Origin of the sequence: Cupriavidus sp. L7L, from assembly GCF_004353535.1 — a bacterium.
Lineage (GTDB): Bacteria > Pseudomonadota > Gammaproteobacteria > Burkholderiales > Burkholderiaceae > Cupriavidus > Cupriavidus oxalaticus_A.
The window spans coordinates 26,248-43,674 of the sequence record NZ_SMNY01000045.1; the positions used below are offsets into that span (position 1 = coordinate 26,248).

Annotated in this window: 15 protein-coding genes and 2 pseudogenes; 5 read left to right on the forward strand and 12 right to left on the reverse strand. The window is 65.3% G+C overall.

The annotated features are described in order from the left end of the window. The first annotated feature begins 232 nt into the window (after positions 1-232). Positions 233-595, forward strand: a complete 363-nt coding sequence (locus E1J61_RS30615; protein WP_243737051.1) for a DUF4158 domain-containing protein — start codon at positions 233-235, stop codon at positions 593-595. Between the two features lie 56 nt (positions 596-651). Continuing rightward, the gene (locus E1J61_RS30620) at positions 652-1,209 is read left to right on the forward strand and encodes a hypothetical protein (protein WP_133097631.1); all 558 of its coding nucleotides are present in this window, start codon (positions 652-654) and stop codon (positions 1,207-1,209) included. A 38-nt stretch (positions 1,210-1,247) separates the two neighbouring features. Here E1J61_RS30620 and E1J61_RS30625 read toward each other — a convergent pair. The 10 genes and pseudogenes from E1J61_RS30625 to E1J61_RS30670 form a co-directional block, all read right to left on the reverse strand. Then, positions 1,248-1,455 (reverse strand): annotated as a pseudogene (locus E1J61_RS30625) (IS110 family transposase); the annotation flags it as partial. A gap of 256 nt (positions 1,456-1,711) precedes the next feature. Then, positions 1,712-2,812 carry a CaiB/BaiF CoA-transferase family protein gene (locus tag E1J61_RS30630; protein WP_133097632.1) on the reverse strand — a complete coding sequence of 367 codons (1,101 nt, stop codon included), beginning with the start codon at positions 2,810-2,812 and terminating at the stop codon, positions 1,712-1,714. 11 nt (positions 2,813-2,823) lie between these two features. Next, the gene (locus E1J61_RS30635) at positions 2,824-3,963 is read right to left on the reverse strand and encodes an acyl-CoA dehydrogenase family protein (RefSeq protein ID WP_133097633.1); all 1,140 of its coding nucleotides are present in this window, start codon (positions 3,961-3,963) and stop codon (positions 2,824-2,826) included. Between the two features lie 9 nt (positions 3,964-3,972). After that, positions 3,973-5,526 carry a class I adenylate-forming enzyme family protein gene (locus E1J61_RS30640; protein WP_133097634.1) on the reverse strand — a complete coding sequence of 518 codons (1,554 nt, stop codon included), beginning with the start codon at positions 5,524-5,526 and terminating at the stop codon, positions 3,973-3,975. Between the two features lie 7 nt (positions 5,527-5,533). Next, positions 5,534-6,523 carry a tripartite tricarboxylate transporter substrate binding protein gene (locus tag E1J61_RS30645; RefSeq protein ID WP_243737052.1) on the reverse strand — a complete coding sequence of 330 codons (990 nt, stop codon included), beginning with the start codon at positions 6,521-6,523 and terminating at the stop codon, positions 5,534-5,536. Positions 6,524-6,568: 45 nt separating this feature from the next. Next, complete coding sequence (locus tag E1J61_RS30650; RefSeq protein WP_133097635.1) at positions 6,569-6,892, reverse strand: aldehyde dehydrogenase family protein; 324 nt, start codon at positions 6,890-6,892, stop codon at positions 6,569-6,571. 52 nt (positions 6,893-6,944) lie between these two features. Continuing rightward, positions 6,945-7,898 carry a nitronate monooxygenase family protein gene (locus E1J61_RS30655; RefSeq protein ID WP_207951283.1) on the reverse strand — a complete coding sequence of 318 codons (954 nt, stop codon included), beginning with the start codon at positions 7,896-7,898 and terminating at the stop codon, positions 6,945-6,947. After that, positions 7,895-8,671 (reverse strand): crotonase/enoyl-CoA hydratase family protein, encoded by a 777-nt coding sequence (locus E1J61_RS30660; RefSeq protein WP_133097637.1) that lies wholly within the window; start codon positions 8,669-8,671, stop codon positions 7,895-7,897. The genes E1J61_RS30655 and E1J61_RS30660 overlap by 4 nt, the downstream gene beginning before the upstream one ends. A gap of 7 nt (positions 8,672-8,678) precedes the next feature. Further along, entirely contained in the window at positions 8,679-9,470 is a 792-nt protein-coding gene (locus E1J61_RS30665) for an SDR family NAD(P)-dependent oxidoreductase (protein ID WP_133097638.1), read from the reverse strand. Further along, positions 9,467-11,011 carry a class I adenylate-forming enzyme family protein gene (locus E1J61_RS30670; RefSeq protein WP_133097639.1) on the reverse strand — a complete coding sequence of 515 codons (1,545 nt, stop codon included), beginning with the start codon at positions 11,009-11,011 and terminating at the stop codon, positions 9,467-9,469. The genes E1J61_RS30665 and E1J61_RS30670 overlap by 4 nt, the downstream gene beginning before the upstream one ends. A gap of 145 nt (positions 11,012-11,156) precedes the next feature. Here E1J61_RS30670 and E1J61_RS30675 point away from each other — a divergent pair, with 145 nt between their 5' ends. Both E1J61_RS30675 and E1J61_RS30680 read left to right on the forward strand, forming a co-directional pair. Further along, complete coding sequence (locus E1J61_RS30675) at positions 11,157-11,561, forward strand: Zn-ribbon domain-containing OB-fold protein (protein ID WP_133097640.1); 405 nt, start codon at positions 11,157-11,159, stop codon at positions 11,559-11,561. Between the two features lie 20 nt (positions 11,562-11,581). Next, entirely contained in the window at positions 11,582-12,742 is a 1,161-nt protein-coding gene (locus tag E1J61_RS30680) for a thiolase family protein (RefSeq protein ID WP_133097641.1), read from the forward strand. Positions 12,743-12,751: 9 nt separating this feature from the next. Here E1J61_RS30680 and E1J61_RS30685 read toward each other — a convergent pair whose 3' ends face one another. Further along, complete coding sequence (locus E1J61_RS30685) at positions 12,752-13,471, reverse strand: TetR/AcrR family transcriptional regulator (RefSeq protein ID WP_133097642.1); 720 nt, start codon at positions 13,469-13,471, stop codon at positions 12,752-12,754. Positions 13,472-13,659: 188 nt separating this feature from the next. On the opposite strand from E1J61_RS30685, the gene E1J61_RS30690 reads away from it, so the two are divergent. Next, on the forward strand, positions 13,660-14,160 hold the full coding sequence (locus E1J61_RS30690; protein WP_133097643.1) for a viperin family antiviral radical SAM protein: 501 nt from the start codon (positions 13,660-13,662) through the stop codon (positions 14,158-14,160). Between the two features lie 190 nt (positions 14,161-14,350). Here E1J61_RS30690 and E1J61_RS30695 read toward each other — a convergent pair. Continuing rightward, a pseudogene (locus tag E1J61_RS30695) lies at positions 14,351-17,318 on the reverse strand (Tn3 family transposase). Positions 17,319-17,427 lie beyond the last annotated feature (109 nt).

Here is a 17,427-nt window from a genome sequence, read left to right on the forward strand (position 1 = left end):
CAGGACTTTCCGGTCCGCGTACCGTTGCGGCGGCAAGGGCTTTTTTGGGGTAGTCGTCCTTTTTGTGAATCTTACGGTTTCCCCGCAAAGCCTTTCTTTACAAGGTGCTCCGGGGCAAAGCAGACAACTGCCTGCTTCCCTCAAGTGACTTCGAGAGTACTATGTCCGCCCGCGATTTCGGATCGTGTCACCTGGATGGGGGCGGAAGATGCCGGGCTTTGGATTTCGCTATGTGGGAAACGACAGCTTGCCTTCTCCATTGTCGGAATTCGATGTCGAGTACTATTTCGCGCTGACTGACAGCGACATTGCCGCAATCAACCAGAAATTTCGGCGTGCTGGCCGTGCCGGAGCCGCCGTCCAACTGGCATTTCTGCGGGCAAGTGGACGTACCCTTGACCAACTGAACACACTCCCCCGTCAGCTCTTGCGCTACGTGGGCGAAAAGCTGGGGTTACCAACGCCTACGATCGCCTCGCTGCGCACCATCTATCAGCGATATCCGACGCTGTATGAACACCAGGTCTGGGCCTGCCAATACCTCGGCTTGACACGAATCGATGACGATCACTGGAGAGGCCTCGGGGACGATTGAGGCGGTCGTCCCCCTGGCGTAGAGAGCAGCGGCGGAAGCTGCCGTGTTCGCCCAACATGCGACATCGGGACCTCAAGGAGCGGCTGGCCGAGAACGAAGCCCACCGGCGCTCCCTCGAGGAAAAACACCAGCACGCGCGCGAAGCCCTCGATCACTACCGCCAGGCGGTCAAGGACCAGCGCGACCAGGACCAGCGCCGGCACGAGCAGCAACTCCAGCAACTGCAGGCCGAATTACGCCAGGCGCAGCAAACCATCGTCGTCAAGCAGGAGGAAGTCACCCGTCTGAACCAGGAGGGCGCGCGCCTGGTGGCCGAACTGTCCCATACGCGCCAGGCCCTGCAGCAGGCACAAGAATTCAGCCGGCGCCAGGGGCAACAGCTCGAAGCGCTGCAGTCGATCGAGCAGCGTAACGGCGCGCTGGCGGTGCAGCTCGCCGACAAGGATGCCCACGCCCAGGCGCTGCAGGAGCAGCTGGCGGTGGCACAAACTGGCAGCCTATCTACGCAGGTGCGCGAGCTTGAGCTGGCCCTGGTGCAAGCACAGGCCAAATGCGAGGCGCAGCAAGGCATCGTGGCCGAGTTGCGCACCTATCTCCAGCCTGCTGCCGGATGACATAAAAGCCTCACTCTTTATGACTTTTAGGCTTATGTGTCATTTCCGGCTTTATCCCGGTATGACCCCCAGTGGTGCGCACCGCCACAGGCTTCCATCCCGATCAGGCACGAAGCACGATTCGCGAAATGCTCAAGGAACTTGGCCCGCTTGATCGGCTTGTTCACAATCTCGCCCGTTTCCTGATCGACGTAGTGCACCTGGTTCTTGGCGATATCTACACCCACAGCCGTATAGATAGTTCATGGCCGGACCTCCGGTTTGCCTGTGAAGACCTGCATGATCTTCCACTTTGGGCACACTTTGATGCCGTTGGCACGTGAGGATTCGACTAAGTGTCCCCCATTGCTCACGGGCGGGAAGCGTCCATACCATTTCTCCCAAGCGTAAGACGGACCGCCGAGGTTATCGGCAATGAGACCGAGGCGCAACGTTCCGCCACAATAAGTGCACTATGAGGCATAGCGCAATTGAGAACACGCAAGAAGCTGGCCTTCGGACATCATTGCCCTGCTGTGCCAAGGCCTGCTTCGGCAAGGAGCTCGATGGTATGCTGGCCTGGCACCGGCACCTGCGCCACCTCGGGCTGGCCGTTGCGCTTAAAACGCGGCGCCGCTTTCGCCTGCAGCACGCCATGCGATTCGGTGTAGGTGCCGCGAGCAGCCAGGTGCGGGTGACGCGCTGCCTCGCCCGGATCGTTGACCGGCGCGAAGCATGCATCGGTCCCTTCCAGCAGCCGGCACCATTCGTCCCGGGGCTTCGTGGCGAATACTTCTGCCAGTGCGCGGCGCTGATCGGACCAGCGGTCGCGCTCTGTCTGCGCCGCAAAGCGGGGATCCCCGGCAAGTCCCATGCGCGCCATCAGTTCGGCGTAGAACTGCCGCTCCAGCGCCGCGACGTTGATCCAGCCGCCATCGGCGCAGCAGTAGCTGTGCGCCCAATGCGCGCCATCGAGCGTACCGGCACCACGTGCATACGGGTCGCCGCTGCGCGCCACTACGCCGAGCAGCAGGTTCATCATGTGCGCCGACGTATCGACAATGGCGGCGTCGACCACATCCCCCTGCCCTGACAGCCTCGCACGAAGGATGCCGGCTAGCAGCCCTACGGCGAGGTATAGCGCGCCGCCCACGTCGCCCACCAGCGTCGGCGGCGCAACCGGCGCCTCGCCCGGCGGACTTGCGTACCAGAGCGCGCCGGACAGCGCCGTATAGTTGCTGTCGTGTCCTGCCGCCTGTGCCAGCGGGCCGGACTGCCCCCATCCCGTCATGCGGCCGTAGACCAGCGACGGCCGGCGCGCCAGGCAGATATCGGGACCGAGCCCGAGCCGCTCCATCACGCCGGGCCGCATGCCCTCGATCAGCGCGTCGGCACGTTCCAGCAGCCCCAGCACCACCTCGACCGATTCTGGCCGCTTGAGATCCAGGACGATCGACCGCTTGCCACGGTGCACGATCTCGCCGGGCCTGGCGCGGCCGGCCAACGGCCCGGGCCGCTCAACCACGATGACATCGGCCCCGAGGTCGGCCAGCAGCATGCCGCAGAACGGGCCAGGACCAATACCGGCGATCTCCACCACGCGCACGCCTTGCAGAACGGACACGGCGCCTCCCCTCAAAATGCGGAGAGACCCGTCAACGCCCGGCCAATCACCAACCGCTGGATCTCGGACGTCCCTTCCACTATCGTGCCTTCGCGCGCCTTCCGGTAAAGCTTGTCGAGCCCGAATTCCGCGCTCAGGCCGTAGCCGCCGTGTACTTGCACCGCACGGTCGACCACGCGCTGCGCCGTCTCGGTCGCGTAGAGCTTGGCCATCGACGCTTCGGTCGCGCAGGGCCGCCCCCGGCGAGCCAGTTCCAGCGCGCGATAGGTCAGCAGCCGCGCCGCGTCGAGTTCGACCTGGTTATCCGCCAGCTTGGCCTGGATGAGCTGCTTCGCGCCAATCGGCCCGCCGAACTGCGTGCGCTCCTTCGCATAGGCCAGCGCAGCGTCCTGCGCCGCCAGCGCGTGGCCGAGTGCACTCAGTGCGACATAGGCGCGTGCCTCCTGGAACTGGGCCAGCATGGCGCCAAGGCCGCGGCCATCGGTACCAAGCCGGTTTTCTTCCGGAATCTCGACGTCGTTGAAATTGAGCTCGGCGGTACTGACCGAACCCATCGTCTCGAGCGGCGTGGACTCGAAGCCGTGCTCGTGGCGGTCCACCACGTAGAGATCGAGCCGCCCAGTCTCGGCAGAGCGCGCCAGCACCGTGACGAAGTCCGCATACTGCCCGTTTGTGATCCAGACCTTGCGGCCGCTGATAACATAGCCCCTGCCCTTGCGCACGGCACGCGTCCTTGCCGCGCTCACGTCGGAGCCACCGGACGGCTCCGTATTGGCAGACGCCGCCATGCACTCGCCCGCGCCGAGCCTGCCAAGATACTTGCGCCGGATCGCCTCGGAGCCGAAGCGCGCGACGATCAGCCCCACGCTTTCATTGATGAATGCCTTCTGCGCGATCTCGCAGGTGTGCTGCACACCCACCTCGTAGATCAGGCCCGCGGTGACAGGATCGAGATCCATGCCGCCATCGGCCACGGGCCAGCGTCCACTGCCTAGGCCGAACGGAATCATCCTGCGCAGCATGTCCTGCACCACCTCGCGTGGCAGATCCGCGCCGCGATACGCCTTGTGCGCCGGCGCGATCTCCTTCCGGCAAAATTTTGTGAAGGCGTCGACCGCCTCCTGTTGCTCATCGGTAATGAACGGCCACATGGTTTCCTCTCAGATCGTCCGCCACTGGTTCTTCCAGAACTTCGCGCGCACGTCGCGCCGAAGCAGCTTGCCCACCGCGCTGCGCGGCAGGTCATCCCAAAATTCCACGCTCTTGGGCGCGTACACGCCGCCGAGCTTGTCGCGGCACAACGCCGTGATTTCCTCCACGGACACGCTCCGTCCCGGCTTGAGCTGAATCACCGCCTTGACCGCCTCGCCCCACTTCTCGTCGGGCACACCGACCACCACACAATCGAGCACCGCGTCGTGTCCCGCGATCACCGTCTCGACCTGAGCCGGATAGACGTTAAAGCCCCCTGTCACGATCATGTCCTTGAGCCGGTCGACGATGGTGATATAGCCACGCTCGTCCTTGACGCCAACGTCGCCCGTGTGGCGCCAGCCGTATCGCGAGACGGCTTCGGTCTCCTGGGGATTGCGGTAGTACCCTTGCATCGCCATGCTGGTCTGGACGACGATCTCGCCACGCTCGCCGGCGGGCAGCAGGTTGCCGGCCTCGTCCATGATCTCGACACGGGCATGGCGCGTGGCACGCCCGGCCGAACGCAATACCGGTTCGTCGAAGCTGCCGTCCGGACGCAGGTAGTCTCGCGGGGTCTTCATCACCAGCGGAAACAGCGTTTCGGTCTGGGCATATCCCTCGCAGACAACCGGGCCGAACAGCCGCACGGCATCCCGGTATTTCTCCGGCGCCACTGGCGCCGCACCGGTCAGCAACACCTTTAGCGATCGAAAGTCTGTCGTCGTTGCGCGCGGGTGTGCGATCAGGCTGTACAGCAACGTCGGTGGCACGAACAGGTTGGTGATGCCGTGCCGCTCGATCTGGTCGAATATCTGGACCGGATCGGTGAGGTTCATGACGATGACGGCGCCACCGCCGATCAGGGCATGCAGCGCGGTGATGCCACCGGCATGCGTCAGTGGCGCGACGGCGAGATAGCGCGTATCGGTGTCGATCCCGTAGGCCGCGATGCCGCCGAGCACCGAGATCTCCATGGCCCGATGGGTGTGGACGGCGGCCTTCGAGGGTCCCGTGGTGCCGCCGGTCGGCTGCAGGAAGCATGCCGCGGCGGGGTCCTCCGGACTGGCCAGGAACGGGGAATGGTAGCCCTCCATCCAGGCATCGAGCGACGTGCCGTGTTCCGAGGCACGGTCGATGCAGATGAAGCGCCGCATGCCCTTGAGCCCTTCCCTGAGCTCCGGCACCAGGTGCTCATAGCTGCTGTGGAAGAAGATGAACTCGCAATCCATGCGATCGAGCACGTCGATGTTCACACTGACCGGATTGCGTGTGTGCGCCGACAGCCAGACCATGTCGGCGCGGTTGATCGCCAGCAACAGCAATGGCACGCGGTAGTCATTGGGCGCATAGAGGGCGATATGCGCACCGGGCCGCAGCGCCGGCTCGTTCACCAGTGCATGGGCGGCGGCATGTACGAAGCGCTGCGCTGCCCCGAAGTTCAGCGTCCGGTCACCCTCGATCAGCGCTGGAAGGTCTGGTTGAAGGCTAGCCACGCCATCGAAATAGTCGGCAATTCGCATGGGAATCTCACTCTGCAGGCTGGATGCCCGCGCGCGCGACCGTGAGCTTCCAGCGCTCGGTCTCCGAAGCCTGAAAGCGGCGCAGATCTTCCGGGCCGCCGGAGAATACCTCGATGCCAAGCTTCTCCATCGACGCGACGGTCTCCGGATTGCTATTGGCCACACGCATCCACCCGGCCAGCTTCTCGATGACGGGTTGCGGCGTCTTCGCGGGCGCATAGAGCGCGGTCCAGCTATAGATCTCGAAGGCCGGGGCACCAAGTTCACGCCCGGTCGGGACGTCTGGCAACATCGGATGCCGCTTGTCCGCGGCCACTGCCAGCGCACGCAGCTTTCCCCCCTTGACCAGCGACGCAACTGCCGAGGGATCTCCGATGGAAAAGTCCACGACGCCCGCGGCCGCGTCCATCAGCGCCGGTCCCGCGCCCTTGTACGGCACGTCCTGGAACTTCACGCCGAGGCTGTCGGCGAGCAGCTCCACATAAACGCGGTACCCCGATCCGCCCGCGCCGTATGTCACCGCATTCGGCTGCTTCTTCGCCGCCGAGACAAGGTCGCCAAAACTCCGGTACGGCGAACCGGCGGCAACCACGATCACGTTAGTGCCCCGCGACGCGAGCGCCACCGGCGCGAAATCGCCGACCGGATCGTAGGGCAGGCGCTTGAACAGCGCAGGGTGCAGCGTCAGCGCATTGCTGGAGAAGAATAGCGTGTAGCCGTCCGGCTTAGCGCGAGCCACTGCCTGGGCGGCGATGAAGCTTTCGCCGCCGGGCCGGTTTTCCACCACGAAACTCTGCTTCGTGATCTCCTGCAGGCGCTTGGCGTAGATGCGCGCCGTCGTGTCGGCGCCGCTGCCGGGCGGAAACGAAACCACCAGCGTCACGGGCCGTGCGGGGTAGTCGGATTGCGCCAACGCCATCGCCGGCAGCGCGCTCGCAAGAGTCAGGGTACTGAGCGCCGCGCAGAGGATGCGGCGGCGTCCGGGCCGATTGTTCATGTCTTGTCTCCTTGATCGTTGTTCTTGAGCCTGACTACTGGAAGGTCAGGATGGGCTTGACGCTTCCCCACGCTCGGCCGCGCGGATGGCGTCCTCGATCCGTGCCAACGGAAAGCGCTCGACCAGGCGGTCGACCGGAAAGCGCCCCTGCCTGTACAGCTCGACAAACCGAGGAACCAGCACGTCCGGCTCGGCCAGCCCGGTCGGGAAGCCGCGGGCGGCGTCGACGGCCGCGTCGATGTCCTCGGGCGTACCCTCGGGCACCGTGCCGATGCACTGCTCCGAGTGTGGACTGACGACCTCGATGCGCGCGCCGCCCGAAGGCGTCCGCCACTGGCCGTCGATGTAGAACGCATTGCGTGATTGCATGAACTGTCCTCCCGTTTCTTCCAGTCTGTTTCGATCGAGCGCAGCCGGCGGTCTACCGCAGGTCGGCGGTCCTGCGCCGCGCCGCTTCGTACTCGGCCTCCGTGGCCGCCACCAGTTCGGCCACGTCGTGAATGCCCGTGACACCCGAAACGCTGTGCCCGGCGCTCCAGATATCGCGCCAACGCTTCGGCTTGTCGTGGGAGGTGCCAGCGCCGAAGCGCACGCGCGCCTCGTCGAACGTCACCGTCTCGTCGAGCTGGTCCGGATCGAGGCCGGCCGCTTCGACGGACGGGCGCAGCATGTTCGCGTCAAGGCCGGTGAAAGCGCGCGTGCGCATGACGTCGTCGAGGCGGCTGCTGACGACCATCGCCTTGTGCCGCGCGTCGGCCATGCTTTCCTCGGTGGCAATGAACTTCGTGCCCATGTAGCCGAGGTCGCAGCCGAGCGCGCGCGCGGCCCACAGCGCGTGTCCATCGGAGATGCCGCCGGCCATCACCAGCGGCCCATCGAAGAACTGCCGGATCGCGCGTGCGAAGGCCATGCCGTTGGCCCAGCCGGTCTGGCCGCCGGCGCCGGCGCTCAACAGCACGAGGCCGTCGGCACCGGCGCGCAGCGCCTTCTCGGCATGGCCGACGGAAGCCACGTCGGCAAAGACCGTGCACCCGACGTCATGCAGCGGCCCCACGACCGACGCCGGCGATCCGACGCTGGTGATCACCATCTCCACACGGTGGCGCACCAGGCAGGCCAGGTCGTCCTGCAGGCGCGGCTGGCGGATGATCAGGTTCGGACAGACCGGCCCCGGCCGCTCGGCATCCTGCAGCGACCGGCGCATCAGCGTGAGCCACTGGTCGAGTTCGTCGACGCTGCGCGCGTTGGCCGTGGGGAACGCCCCGACCACGCCGGCGCGGCATGCCGCCGTCACCAGCGCCGGGCCGCTGACGCGCAGCATGGGCGCGGCGATCAGCGGCAGGCGCAGCCGCTGCCAATGCGCGGCACCGCTCATCGGCCGCTCCATTGCGGCTTGCGCTTCTCCGCGAAGGCGGCGAGCCCTTCGCGGCGGTCTTCGGAATCGATGGCGCGCGCGGCGATCGGGACCTGCAGCCTCCAGGCCTCTTCCTCGGTCCAGTCGGCGCTGCGCTGCATGATCTCCTTGCTGGCCGACAGCGCCAGCGGCGCGTTGACGAGCAACTGTTCGGCCATGGCAATGGCCTCCTGCAGCGCGGCGCCCGGCTCGGCCAGCCGGTTGACGAGGCCGTGCTGATGGAAGAACGGCGCGTCACGCAATTCGCCGGACAGCGCAAGCTCCATCGAGAGGTGATAGGGAATCCGGCGCGGTAGCCGGAACAAGCCGCCACCGACCGCCACCACGCTGTGGCGCACTTCGGGCAGGCCCATGCGCGCATCGCGCGCGGCCACGACCAGGTCGCACGACAGGCACAGCTCCAGGCCGCCGCCGACCGCGTAGCCCTCCACGGCCGCGATCAGTGGCTTGCGCGGCGGGCGACGGAACAAGCCGAAGCCGCCACGGTCGTCGGTGGTCGCACGCTCGCCGCGCGCGGCGGCCTTGAGGTCGGCGCCGGTCGAGAAGTTGCCGCCGCTGCCGGTCAGGATGCCGATGAACAGGCTCGGGTCGTCGTCCAGCAAATCCATCGCCGCGCTCATCTGCGCGGCGGTGGCCGCGTCGCAGCAGTTCTTCACGTGCGGGCGGTTGAGGGTGACGATCAGCAGCGGGCCGCGCCGCTCGGTCAGTACGTTGGGAAGGGTCTGCTCAGGCATGCGCGCCTCACATCGAGAACGAGAAACCGCCGTTGACGGGATAGGTCTGGCCGGTGATCCATGCGCTGGCCTCCGACGCCAGGAACAGCACCATGTTGGCAACGTCGGTGGGCTGGCCCGGGCGGCGGATCACATAGCGCTCCATCATCTTCTTGACCATCTCGGGCTGCTCCTGCAGCCGCTTCTCGATGGCCGGCGTGACCGTCGCCGAGATCGCCACCGTGTTGGCGGTGACCTGGTAGCGCCCGAGCGTACGGGCGATAGCGCGCATGAAGCCGGCCGCGCCGGCCTTGGCACCGGAATAGACCTCAAGGCCCGCTTCCCCCACGCGCCCTGCGTCCGAGATGATCGTGATGATGCGGCCGCGCTTGCGCTCGATCATGTCGGGAATGCAGGCGCTGGCGCAGTGGATCACGCCGTGCAGGTTGACCGCGATGGTGCCGCCCCAGGTGTCCTGGCCATGCTCCCAGAACGGCTTGCGCACATCTGGCGACGGCGTCGCGCCAAAGTTGCCGGCGTTGTTGACGAGCACGTCGACAGGCCCTGCCAGTTCGCGCACCTGCGCCATCATGCGCTGCACGCTGGCCGCGTCCGACACATCGGCCTGCACGGCGAACGCGTTGCCGCCGCTGTCGCGGATCGCGCTGGCGACGGCTTCGGCACGCTCGGCGAAGTAGTCGTTGACGATGACCGCCGCCGCGTTGTGCGCGGCGAAGTGACGGGCGATCTGTTCGCCCACGCCTTGTCCGGCGCCGGTGACCAGCATGACCTTGCCACTGAGATCGAGAATGTCGTTCATACGTTTCGCCCCTTTCCTTTCCAGTAGGGTTCGCGCAGTTCGCGCTTGAGCAGCTTGCCCATGGTGTTGCGGGGCAGTGCCGGGATGAATTCGATGCGGCGCGGCCGCTTGTACGAAGCGAGGTGGCGCGCGCATTGGCCGAGCACGTCCGCCGGATCAGCCAGGTGGCCCGGCTTGAGTTCGCAGAAGGCCAGCACCTGTTCGCCAAATTCGTCGTCGGGAATGCCGATCACGGCGGCGTCGAGGATGGCCGGGTGCCGCAGCAGCGCGGCCTCGATCTCGGCGGGATAGATGTTCACGCCGCCCGAGATGATCATGTCCTTGGCGCGGTCGGTGATGTACAGGTAGCCGTCTTCGTCGACGCAGCCGATATCGCCAACGCGAAAGAAACCGTCGGCATCGAGCACGTCAGGGCCCAGCGGCGGCTGGTTGAGGTAGTTGCGGATCGTGACCGGCGTGCGGATCCACAGTTCGCCGTGCTGGCCGACCGGCATCCGGTTGCCCTCGGCATCGCGCACCTCGATGTCGACGTGCCGGTGCGGCAGGCCGCTCGAGCCGGGCTTGAGCTGCTGCATGTGCGTGGGCAGGCACGAGATCATGCCGACCTCGCTCGCGCCATAGCGCTCCTGCAGCTTGCCGGGACCGAAATAGCGGGCAATCCATTCCTTGAGCACGACCGGCACCGGCGCGGCGCCTACGCTCAGGCTGCGGACCGATGAGACATCGTGGCGCGCCAGTTCCTCCGCAGGCAGCGCGGCGATGCGCTTGTACATGGTCGGCACGGCGGTCCACGTGGTGACCCGGTGTAGCGCAATCAGCGCCAGCGCCTCTTCCGGCACGAAGCGGCGCTGGAGCACGGTCTTGCCGCCTTCGCGCACGCTGGCCCAGAACTGCGACGGGCCGGAGCCGTGGTGGGCCGGCATGTTGATCAGCGTGACGGAACCACCGGCCTCCGGACCGCCGCGGGTGCGCCGGTATGCCTCGACCGACTCGCGGTACTCGCGGATGGCCACGGGGTCGGCGCCACGGTTCATGACCACGCCCTTGGGCAGGCCTGTAGTGCCGGAGGTGTAGATGATCAGCGGCGGCTCGGCCGCTGCGATCAGTGGCTCGCCGTCCGCCGCCGGAATGTCGGCAAACGCGACAAAACCGGGCGACGGCGGGTCGAGCGAGACGGCCAGCCGGATGGGCAGGCTCGCCACGACCGGCGCCAGCGCGGACGGGTCCGCGTCATCGCACAGGAAGACCGTCGTGCGGCTGTCGGCCAGCACATGGCGGCATTCGTCCGGGGTCAGCCTCCAGTTCAGGCCCAGCATCGTGCAGCCGAGCTTCGCCACCGCGCCGGCTGTGATCGCCCATTCGAGCCGCACCCGCATGCGCAGCGCCACCACATCGCCCGGGCCCACGCCGCGCTGGCTCAGTCCGTGTGCGAGCTGGTCCGCGCGCTCGTTGAATTCCCGCCAGGTGAGGCTCTGGCCGCCTTCGACTAGAGCGACCTCGTCCGGCTTTTCGGCCGCCCATCGCTCGATTCCTATCCGCATTCCTGTCTCCCGCTGTTCACGTTTCGACATAGCTTAGTAATTTGCTTGTTAACCCACAAATAAGTACATTCCCGGATTCCGGTATGGCATGCGATGACTAGACTTGCCGGACAGGACCACAGCCCAAGAAACCAAGAGACTTTCCATGACCCTCCCGCTTCTCAAGCCGGCGCTCTATCGCGCCGAAGGCACGCCTGGCGAGCCCGGCCGCCCTGCACTGCTGGGCGGCGCATGCCGTTGCGGCCACACCTTCTTCCCGTGGCAGACCTATGGCTGCGAACGCTGCGGCGGCCATGGCGACGCGCTGACACCGCTTGCGCTCGGCGGGCGCGGCACAGTCGAATCGAGCGCCGTGGTGCACCTGCATCCCGCGGCGGACCGGCTTACGCCGTTCACCATCGCGGCCATCCGGCTCGACGACGGGCCGGTCGTGCGCACGCTCGTCACCCGGCAAGACGGCGATGCACCGCTGACGCCAGGCGACCGCGTTGTCGCCGTCCTCGTTCAGGCTGGCGACGCCAGCGACCTCCGCTTCACGCGGGCCGACTGATCCCCTCGCGCCATCCCACCATGACGACATCGCTTTCCACACTGCGCCCGGTCTATGTGATCGGCATCGGCCTGCACCGCTACCAACCGCTGAGCGAGACGCCCTACGTCGAACTCGGCCTGACCGCGGCTCGCGCCGCGCTCGGCGATGCGGCGATCCCTTGGGAGGATGTGCAATCCGCCTATGTCGCGCGCGCACTGCTGCCGATGGCGGCGGGCCGGCCCATGCTGCGCCACCTCGGTGCGACCGGCATTCCCATCACGCATATCGAAAACGCGTCGGCCTCGGGCTCGGCCGCGTTCCGGCAGGCCTGCCTCGAAGTCGCGACCGGGCTGACCGACGTGTCCATGGCTCTCGGCGTCGACAAGCCGCGCGCGCAAGCCGGCCGTCCCGAGCGCGCCGAGTCGCTGACCGGCGTGCCGCACCTCGCCGACGACGCGATCGCGCCCTATACGCATTTCGCGCTGCTGGCCGATGCCTATGCGCACCGCAACCGCATCGCCGTCGAGGACATCGCGCTGGTGGCCGTGAAGAACCATCGCAACGGCGCGCGCAATCCGTTCGCGCAGCGGCAGAAGGTCCGTACGCTGGACGAGATTCTCTCGGGCAAGCAAGTGGCGGGTTGCTTCACGGCGCTGCAGTGCACGCCGGTCGGCGAAGGCGGCGCGGCGGTGATCGTCGCGTCGGAGGCGGCAATCCGGCGCCTCGGGATCGATGCGGGCCGCGCGATCCGCGTGACCGCGTCGGCCGCCGGCAGCGAGCGCGTCTATGACGACACGGCGCGTTACGACGCGCTGCTGACACAGGAGACCGTCAGCCGGGCGCTCGCGGATGCGGGTGTATCGGCCAGCCAGCTCGACGTGGTGGAATTGCATGACGCGTTTACCGTTGAGGAACTGGAATACCTCGAAGCGATAGGCGTCTGCGCGCCGGGCCAGGCCATGGGCATGCTGAAGGAAGGCGCCTTCGATATCGGCGGACGGTGTGCGGTCAGCCCGTCAGGCGGACTGATCGCGATGGGCCACCCGATCGGGCCGACCGGCATCGGGCAGGTCGCAGAAATCGTGCGGCAGCTGCGTGGCGAAGCGGGCGAGCGCCAGCATGGCGGAGCGCGTATCGGGCTCGCGCACATGGTCGGCCTGGGCGCAGTCTGCTACGCCCACGTCCTGCAGCGCGACTGAGACAGCCTCTCAGGCGTCCGGGCGCAATGCCAGCTCGACGGTGCGCAGCAGGCTTTCGCGCACCCGCTGCGGGTTGGCATTCGGCGTGCCCAGCAGGAACTGCGCCGAGATGCCGCGCAGCGAGCCCAGGATCACCAGCGCCTCGGCAGCCGGATCGACGTCCTCGCGGATCTGGCCCTTGTCCACGCCGATGCGGATCTGCGTTTCAAGGTAGGCCAGCGAATTGCGGTTGAGGCGGTCGAGCGCATCCGAAAGCGGCCCGCCGTTGACAAATCCCTCGGTGAACAGGATGTTCAGCGCGCGCGTGGCCCGGTCCTGCGCCACCGTCCGTTCGATGTACAGCGACACCACGCCCAGCACGGCGTCAATGCCGTCCTCCCATGAATCGGCTGAGGCGCGTGCCTCCCTGAAACCGGTCTCGATGTGCTCGACCAGCGCGATCAGCAGCCCTTCCTTGCTGCCGAAATGATGCGCCGGCAGGCCGCGGCTGTAGCCGGCCAGTTCGCCCGCCTCGTTCAGCGTCGTGCCGGCGACCCCCTTCGTGCTGACCAGTTCCATCGCGCATTCGAGGATGCGACGGCCGGCCTCTTCGCGCCGCTCGAGTTGGGTGCGGCGCTGGCGGCGAGCCGCGCGCCCTGCCCCGGCGTCGGCACCGGATTCGGTATCAGTATCGGGATCGGGATCGGCTTGAAAAACAGGCTTGGGTTCGGCTTGGATACGGGCGGCCATGTGGGTGCGAAGATGCTTGTTCTAAGGCAAACATCATACTGCAGCGCGCCATGGCCGCCTAGTTGTGCGGCCAGTCCGGCCAGGCACGCCAGATCGGGGGGATGGTGCTTTCGGTGCTGATTGACACGGTTTTAGCAAGAAAACTGGTAACTATTCAGCGGGTGTTGTAAACATTGGCTGAACCCGGGGTGACTTTGCTTGGCATCAGTCTGGACTCCGCAAACAAGGGGACCAATGGACAAATCGGTCGTCTGGATCGGCGTGGTCGGCAGCTTACGCCCGACACGTTGGAAGGAAGCCTTGCGGCCGCGCGACGGATCAATCCGGAGTTTCGCCTGAAAATCAACACGGTGGTCAACGCCCTGAACTGGGACGAAGACATGACGCCGCTGATCAGGAGACTGGCCCCGGAGAAGTGGAAGGTGCTCCGGATGCTTCCGATCGTCACCACGGATCTCACCGTCTCGGACGCGCAGTTTCAGGCTTTTGTGCGACGGCATTTTGGTCAGGGCTTGCCAATGCGCGTGGAGGACAACGCCGACATGACCGAGTCGTACATCATGATCGACCCGCTCGGGCGCTTCTTCCAGAACGCGGACGCTAGCGGCGGGTACCGCTACAGCCCGCCGATTCCGCGCGTAGGCGCCGCTGCAGCATTTGCGCAGACGGCCCTGTCGGCATCGAGATAACGACCATGAAATCGTCGTCGACAACCTGCTGGGGAATCCGATGCAGACTCGACACGCCAATGACCGGAGTTCGAACGTAGCAGTCGTCCGAGTGATCGTTTGAGAGCCATCGCGAACGGCAGCAACTGGCTGCCGACTCCAGCCGTCCGCAAAATCTTGCACGCTAAGCCCTCAGGCCTCGCTGCCTTGACTACCGCTCGGGCAGAGCTCGCAATGGCCGGAATTTTCCGGCCTTCAAATTGGGGCTTTTGCGCCACACGTAGTCGCCCGTCAGGTTGATGTGCTCCCATCCCAGTGGCGACAGGTAGGAATACAGAGCCGGATCAACGGGCACGCCGCGGTCTTGCAATGCCTGCACGGCGCGTTCGAGATAGACGGTGTTCCATAGCACGATTGCCGCGGTGACCAAGTTCAGCCCGCTGGCGCGGTAGCGCTGCTGCTCGAAACTACGGTCGCGGATCTCGCCGAGACGGTAGAAGAAGACGGACCTCGCGAGAGCGTTCCGGGCTTCGCCCTTGTTGAGGCCTGCGTGGGTGCGACGGCGCAGTTCCAGATCTTGCAGCCAATCCAGGGTGAACAGTGTGCGCTCGATGCGGCCGAGCTCGCGAAGCGCGACTGCCAGCCCGTTCTGTCGCGGGTAACTTCCGAGCTTGCGCAGCATCAACGAGGCGGTCACTGTGCCTTGCCGGATTGAGGTGGCCAGGCGCAGGATTTCGTCCCAGTGTGACCGGATCAGCTTTTCCTTGTATGCGCTACCGATCATCGGAGCCAACGCCGGATAGTCGTCTTGGCTATCAGAGATATACAGCTTCGTATCTGCGAGATCTCGAATCCGGGGTGCGAACCGGAACCCGAGCAAATGCATGAGGGCGAAGACGTGGTCCGTAAAGCCGTTGGTATCCGTGTAGTGCTCCTGGATCCGAAGGTCTGACTCGTGGTACAGCAGCCCGTCGAGCACGTATGTCGAATCACGGACGCCGACGTTCACCAGCTTGGAGTGATATGGCGCATACTGGTCCGAGATGTGCGTGTAGATCATCCGGCCAGGTTCGGAGCCGTACTTCGGATTGACGTGCCCGGTGCTTTCGGCTCGGCCGCCGGCCTTGAAACGCTGCCCGTCCGACGATGACGTGGTGCCGTCCCCCCAATGGGCAGCGAACGCATGGGCGGACTGGGCATTGACCAGATCGGCAAGGCCTAACGAGTATGTTTCGTCCCGAATATGCCATGCCTGCAGCCACGAGAGCTTTGCGTAGGTCGTGCCCGGGCAGGATTCCGCCATCTTGGTCAAGCCAAGATTGATGGCATCGGCAAGGATGGTCGTGAGTAACAGCGTTTTGTCGGCGGCCGGCTCGCCCGTCTTCAGGTGAGCGAAATGGTGGGTGAAACCAGTCCATCCATCGACCTCCATCAGTAATTCAGTGATCTTGACGCGTGGCAACATGAGCGCCGTCTGGTCGATCAATGTCTGTGCCTCCATCGGGACAGCCGCGTCGAGCGGCGAGATCTTCAGGCCGGACTCCGTGATAATCGCGTCCGGCAGCTTTTTCGCGGCGGCCAGCCGGTCGACCGTCGCAAGTTTCATTTCCAGCAGCCGGCGTCGCTCTTCCAAGTAGCGGTCGCAATCGGTGGCAACGGGCAACGGCAGCAAGCGGCCCTGTCGGAGGGCGACGAATTTCTCGGCGGGCAGCAGATACTCGTCGAAATCCTTGAACTGCCGGGAGCCCTGGACCCAGATGTCGCCGGAGCGCAGACGATTCCTGAGTTCTGACAGCGCGCACAGCTCATAGTAGCGCCGGTCGATGCCGTTCTTGCCTCGTACCAACGGCTCCCAGCGCTTCTTGATAAACGAGGTCGGCGCATCGGCCGGGACTTTGCGCGCGTCATTGGCATTCATCGTCCGGGATGATGTCGATGGCGGCCAGCACATCCTTGGCGGCCGGCGCGGCGCGCAGCTTCAGGACCTCGAGGAACTCGGGCACGTAACGCCGCAGCGTCGAAAAATGGTCCCCGACCAGATGTAGGAAGTCGAATGCCTCCGGTTGTGCGAGCTGCTCAGCTTCCGTGACACTCTTGGTGAAGACATGCCAAGGCATCACTGTTTCAATCGCCTCGAACGGGTCGCCGCCACTCACCCTCGCCTCAAGAAGAGCCCGGCCAATTCTCGAATACTGCCGGATCTTGTCATTGATCGACTTGCCTGACAGGTGAAACTCCTCCCGGTGCTTCTTCTTCGCCAGGTTGAACAGCCGTCCGAGGATGCGGTCGTGCAGATCGACAATCTCATCGGTGACCGTCGCGCAGGCCTCGACAACGATCGCGGTCAGCGTCGCATGACGCCGCTGCGGTTCGAATTTGGCAAGGTCATAGGGCGTCATCTGTCCGCCTTCGCGCGCGAGCTTGAGCAACCGATTCTGATGCACCAGCCGTTCTATTCCCTCTGGCAAGCCGACCGCTCGCAACATCTTCAGGCGATTGATGTGTTGCAACATCTGCCGGGAACTGGCCTTGCCCGGAGGCAGCCGCAGCCAGGCGAGCCAGGTCAGGCGTCCATCCGGTCGGCGCTGCAGGAGATGGTCCAACTGTCGCCGGTGGTATTCCGTCAGCGGCTCGGTCAGTATCTGGTGAATGCGACGGGTGGCTCGCGTGATCGCTTCCGCGCAAACGCGTTCGATCACATTTATGCCCGGCAGGAGCAGCGACTGCTCACGCAGGAAATCGATCAACGCCGTGGCAAGAATGACGCCCTTGTCGGTTTGCTGCGCCAGCTCCGAAAGCGACTGAACTGCAGTGCGATAGTCGGCCATCGTGAACGGGCGCATTTGAAGGACTGTCTGCAGCTCGGCTAGGTGCTCTCGTCGGGTCTGATCACGCCGCCCGTAGTCCGGCCAGTGCTCGGGTGTGATGCGTAGCTGCTGCGCCACCATCTCCAACAATGCCAGAGGAGGTTCTTCGCCAGCAGCCAACATGATGCCGGGATAGCGCATGTAGCAAAGCTGGACCGCGAACCCCAGCCGGTTGGCGGCGCCACGGCGCTGTTGGATCAACGCGAGATCCGACTCGTTGAACGTGTAATGCCGGATGAGTGCGTCCTTGCTGTCCGGGAAAGCGAGCAAGCCCTCCCGCTCGGTGGTGGAAAGTACGGTACGACGTGGCATGTGCCAATGGTTTTCGGTTAATCGGAATCCTCGGACTTTGATGGACCGTGTCCGAGGGGCGGTTTCGCGGAAAAACGAGCAGTGTAAAGCGTCCTGTTGAGATAATCCT